The 4,571-nt window shown below is 63.4% G+C and carries 7 protein-coding genes; 3 read left to right on the plus strand and 4 right to left on the minus strand.

The window, feature by feature from the left end; translation table 11 throughout:
• A partial coding sequence (locus tag KDH09_16265) for an MBL fold metallo-hydrolase (GenBank protein MCB0221253.1) occupies positions 1 to 281 on the minus strand: 281 nt, incomplete at its 3' end.
• Between the two features lie 153 nt (positions 282 to 434).
• Between KDH09_16265 and KDH09_16270 the strand changes: the two genes are divergently transcribed.
• Positions 435 to 1,424 (plus strand): hypothetical protein, encoded by a 990-nt coding sequence (locus KDH09_16270; protein MCB0221254.1) that lies wholly within the window; start codon positions 435 to 437, stop codon positions 1,422 to 1,424.
• A 3-nt stretch (positions 1,425 to 1,427) separates the two neighbouring features.
• Positions 1,428 to 2,384 (plus strand): alpha/beta hydrolase, encoded by a 957-nt coding sequence (locus tag KDH09_16275; protein MCB0221255.1) that lies wholly within the window; start codon positions 1,428 to 1,430, stop codon positions 2,382 to 2,384.
• Between the two features lie 16 nt (positions 2,385 to 2,400).
• Here the strand turns inward: KDH09_16275 and KDH09_16280 are convergent, their stop codons facing one another.
• Both KDH09_16280 and KDH09_16285 read right to left on the minus strand, forming a co-directional pair.
• Positions 2,401 to 2,574, minus strand: coding sequence for a rubredoxin (locus KDH09_16280; protein ID MCB0221256.1), 174 nt, complete (start codon positions 2,572 to 2,574; stop codon positions 2,401 to 2,403).
• Positions 2,575 to 2,586: 12 nt separating this feature from the next.
• Positions 2,587 to 3,066: a rubrerythrin family protein gene (locus KDH09_16285; protein ID MCB0221257.1), complete on the minus strand. Its 480-nt coding sequence runs from the start codon at positions 3,064 to 3,066 to the stop codon at positions 2,587 to 2,589.
• A 108-nt stretch (positions 3,067 to 3,174) separates the two neighbouring features.
• Here KDH09_16285 and KDH09_16290 point away from each other — a divergent pair, with 108 nt between their 5' ends.
• Positions 3,175 to 4,122 (plus strand): hydrogen peroxide-inducible genes activator, encoded by a 948-nt coding sequence (locus tag KDH09_16290; protein MCB0221258.1) that lies wholly within the window; start codon positions 3,175 to 3,177, stop codon positions 4,120 to 4,122.
• 3 nt (positions 4,123 to 4,125) lie between these two features.
• Here KDH09_16290 and KDH09_16295 read toward each other — a convergent pair.
• On the minus strand, positions 4,126 to 4,571 hold a 446-nt coding region (locus tag KDH09_16295), incomplete at its 5' end, for a CHAD domain-containing protein (GenBank protein ID MCB0221259.1).

Here is a 4,571-nt window from a genome sequence, read left to right on the forward strand (position 1 = left end):
ATCTCGCAGAGCTCGCGCGTGGCGACGCTCGTCCAGACCGGTCCCTTGAAGCCCCGGCGCATGAGCAGCGGGATGTAGCCGCTGTGGTCGAGGTGCGCGTGGGTGAGCACGATTGCGTCGATGTGTCTCCCGTCGATGGGAAGCGGCGACCAGTTGCGAAGACGAAGCTGCTTGTAGCCCTGGAAAAGCCCGCAATCGAGCAGAATGTTGCGCCCGCCGGCCTCCACCAGATACTTCGACCCTGTAACCGTTCCGACTGCGCCCAAAAAAGTTATTTTCATCATGGTGCCATTCTCGCCCGTTCTCCCCCTTCATACCCCCGATTGGAGCGCCATGCGAGGGCCGGAGACAGCCTGTTGCGCAGTGCGGCATTTTTCTGGCATCCTGTGGCCGCCGTATGCACCGGGCTTCTCCCGGGCGTAACGGAGGGACACATGAATCCACACCGCGAACTCTACAATTCCCACTGGACTCCTGAACTGGCGAAGGTCATCGCTGAGTCGCCACCCACCGACAAGCTCGTTGCCGGAGTGATGGTCGAGGACTGGGAAGGTGCCGAGCGCCTTGCCGCCGGAGAGCCCGCCACCGGCGAGATGATCTTCGATCACGTCGGCCTGCGCGGCCCTCCCGGGCGCCTGCACGGCGGGCTGCACTGCCTGATCCGTACCATCGCGATCTTGAGGCACATTCCCCGCAATGCGGGCATCGAACTCTTCCCCTGCGCGATCAACGTGGGCCTTGGCGCGGCGCTGCCGCTGGGCAAATCCGTGCCCTTCGAGGCGCGCTTTCACAACACCGATGACGGCTGGTGGTTCACCTCCCGCTTCAACGAGACCGACCGCCTGCAGGCCGCTGCCTGGAGCATCGGCGAGGACCAGATTCTCGCGCCCGAGGCGCTTGCAAGGTGGAAGAGCCGCTTTGAGAAAGCACACGAAAGCGAGCAAAAGAAAGTACTGCGCACGGTAGGACTTCCCTACTTCGGAACCGACGAGCTTTGCTGGTGCGCCACCAACAAGCCCGCATCCGAGGGCGGCACGGCCTATGAGGCCATGCACCGCTTCGTCGCACGCGAGGGCTTCTACGGGCCCAGCCTGATTTGCATGTATCTCGACAACGCCGGGGCCCTTACCCGCGCGGCCTACGACACCATGACCCCGCATTTCACCACGCGCGTGAGCCTCAAGATCGCGCAGCCCTACATTCCCTCCAGCGAGCGGCTGCTCTTCCTGGGCGACCGCGCCGGGCGGGTGCCGGCCCGGTTTTCCAGAGCCAGACCGATTACGCTGGCCGGCAAGGAAGAAGGTACTGAGACTTCCGAAGTCCTCATGGTCAATGAGGACTTCTCGAAGGTCTATGCCCATGGCTGGGTCGACACTCATCCCATCGACATCAAGCGCCTGGCAGCGGAACTCCCGCACGAGTAAACCATGAAGAAACTGCTCGCAATCCTGACCCTCGTCTTTGTGACCGCCTGCAGCGTGGAGCTGCCCAAACCCGCCGGCAAGTTCGTCGATGTGGACGACCTGCAGATCCACTACACGCGGGCCGGCAGCGGCGAGCGCAACGTCGTACTGGTTCACGGCTTTGGTTCGGGATCGTTTACCTGGGAGGGCATTCAGGAGCGCGTGCCCGAGGGCTACACCGCCTGGGCGCTCGACCTGCCGGGCTTTGGTTTCTCTGAAAAGCCCGAGAACCTCGACTACGGCCTGCCGCGCTTTGCGGAAACGGTCACGAGCTTCATCAGGCAGGAGATCGGCCGGCCCGTCGTGCTGGCGGGTAACTCGATGGGCGGGGCCACCACCATCTGGGCCGCCGCCAACTATCCCGAGTGGATCGCCGGAGCAGTGCCCATCGATGCCGCGGGTGCGAAGCTTCCCGACGAGGGAATGCCACCGGTCTTTCACATCCTGCGGGTACCGGTCCTCGGCCCGGCCCTGTTCAACGTTCCCCAGCGCTTCGCCACGGCCATGACGATCCGCCAGATCTACGGCCACAAGGATCGGGTGAGCGAGGAACTCATTGATTACTACTACGGCCTGAGCCGCCTGCCCGGCGCCGCCAATTCCTGGCGCCTCTCCCTGCTCGATCTCGTTGACAAGACCGAAGGCGGCGCGGTGCTCGATGAGATGCCCAAGATCAAGCAGGACGTGCTCCTCATGCTCGGCGGCAAGGACCCGTGGATCTCCCGCGACGCGATGAGGCAGTTCCAGGAGAAAATGCCCCAGGCCGAACTCAAGGTCTACGAAGACCTGGGCCACGTCCCCATGGAAGAAGACCCGGCCCGCGTGGCGCCCGACCTCTACGGCTTTGCCGACGGCATCTTCGCCAAGGCAAGGAAGCTGGGCGACGAGACCGCCGCGCTGGCAGCCGCAAAGAACCCCTAAAGGGAAGGGGCGGCCCTCAGGCCGCCCCCTCTTCGAGTAGCTCGAAGTCGTCCTTGCTCACCCCGCACTCGGGGCAGGTCCAGTCCTCGGGGAGGTCTTCCCACCGGGTGCCCGGCGCGATGCCGCCGTCGGGATCGCCAAGTTCTTCATCGTAGATATACCCGCACACGATGCATTCATATTTCTTCATGGCGTGCTCCCTTCAGCCGGCCTTGCGCGCATCCAGATAGCTCTGGTAGCGGTCGGCGTGGATCTTCTCCACCTTGGTGAGTGCGGCAAAGCGCTTGCGGGCCTTGGCCAGGGTCTTCTCGAAGTTCTCCGCATGTTCCTTCGATTCGTCGGCCTGCTCGCGGAACTCCGCGACGGCGTCGGCGCGTCCCTCTTCTTCGGCGGTCTTTTCGAAGCCCGGATACATCACGTTGTGCTCGTAGCGCTCGCCCTCGATAGCCAGTTCCAGCAGGCGCTCCACCGTGAGTTCGTCCTTGGGGTAGATCAGGTCCAGGTGGGAGAAGGCATGGGCCGTCTCCTGCTGGGCGGTCTCCTCGAAGACCGCGGCGACTTCCTCGTCGCCCAGTTCGCGGGCGATGCGCGCGAAGTAGAGGTATTTGCGGTTGGCCATGGATTCGCCGGCAAATGCGGCCTCCAGGTTCTTCTTGGTTTGGGTTTTGTCGATGGTACTCATTGTTTTCACCTTCCCGCCGGGGGTTTCCCTGCCCGGCATGGTTTCAATGTGCACCATTTCCATTTATAAATAAAATATCAGTATTTTATGATAATATAATATTTACTTATGGATATTACCCTCACCCAGATGGAATACCTGCTCGCCGTGGCCGAGCTGGGGAGCTTTGGAAAGGCCGCCGAGCGCTGCCACGTGAGCCAGCCGGCCCTGAGCATGCAGGTCCGGAAGGCCGAGGACCTGCTGGGCGTGCTGGTCCTGGATCGCAGCCGCAAGCCCGTCGTCCCCACGGACCTGGGCGAGAAGGTCATCACCCAGATTCGCGCCGTCCTGCGCGAGGCGGGCCGGATCGACGACGTGCTGAGCGAATCGCGCGGCGAGGTGGCGGGTCCCTACCGGCTGGGGATCATCCCGACGCTGGCGCCCTACGTTCTGCCGCGATTCCTGCCGCACTTTGCCAGGACCTATCCGAAAGTCGAGCTGGAGATTCAGGAACTGCAGACCGAGCGCATTCTCGAAGCGCTGGCCGCCGACCGGCTCGATGGCGGGCTCGCGGTCACGCCGCTGGACGTGCCGGGCCTTACCGAGCGCGCGCTCTTCTACGAACCCTTTGAGGTCTTTATCTCGCCCGAGCACAAGCTCTCTGCAAAGAAGGCCATCGCCGAGGCCGATCTCCACGACGATGAAGTGTGGATCATGCCCGAGGGGCACTGCTTTCGCAGCCAGGTACTCCAGCTCTGCCGCGCCAGTAGCAGCGGCAAGGGCCCCATTCGTTTCGAGAGCGGAAGCATCGAGACGTTGATGAAACTCGTGGAACAGAACTTCGGCATCACGGTTGTGCCGCACCTGGCGGTCGCCGACCTGAGCCCGGCAAAGCGCAAGCGCTACGTGCGCCCGTTTGCCGGCGGCGCTCCCGTGCGCGAGGTCAGTCTGCTGCTCGGCCGGGCCTACCTGCGCCGCGCCATTGCCGACACGCTCTGCGAGGCCATCCGCGCAAGCATGCCGCCCGAGCTGCTGAGCGAATCAGCCGCCGCACAAGTCGTCGCGCCGATTGTCTAGGAATTACGGCTCGCCGCGCGCGTCCAGTTCTTCATTCAGCATCCTGCGCCAGCGCTCCCAGATGCCATAGGCCCCCTGCACCATGCGGCGGTATTCACCGATGCGACGGGCGTATTCGGCGGCGATACGCTCGCGCCAGGCAAGCAGCAACATTTCGTCATCGGGCGCGGCCAGTGCGACGAGGCTCTCTCGCAGCACGCACAGGTCGTGGGCCTCCCCCAGAAGATCCTGCACGTGTTTGAGATCGCGTCCCTCGGCGATGTCGAGCTCGGGCAGAAAATTCTCCACCACGTAGCGCAGGTGTTTCACGGCGATGCGCAGTTCGTGGTAGCGCTCCTCGTCGCGTTCGAAGGCGGCTTTGGTATCGAGCGACTCGATCTCTTCGAGCCGCCGCTGCGCGAGTTCTTCAAATGCGAGGACGTTTCCGGCCAATTTCGTCAGCCGCTGCG

It is taken from the genome of Chrysiogenia bacterium, from assembly GCA_020434085.1.
Classification (GTDB): domain Bacteria; phylum JAGRBM01; class JAGRBM01; order JAGRBM01; family JAGRBM01; genus JAGRBM01.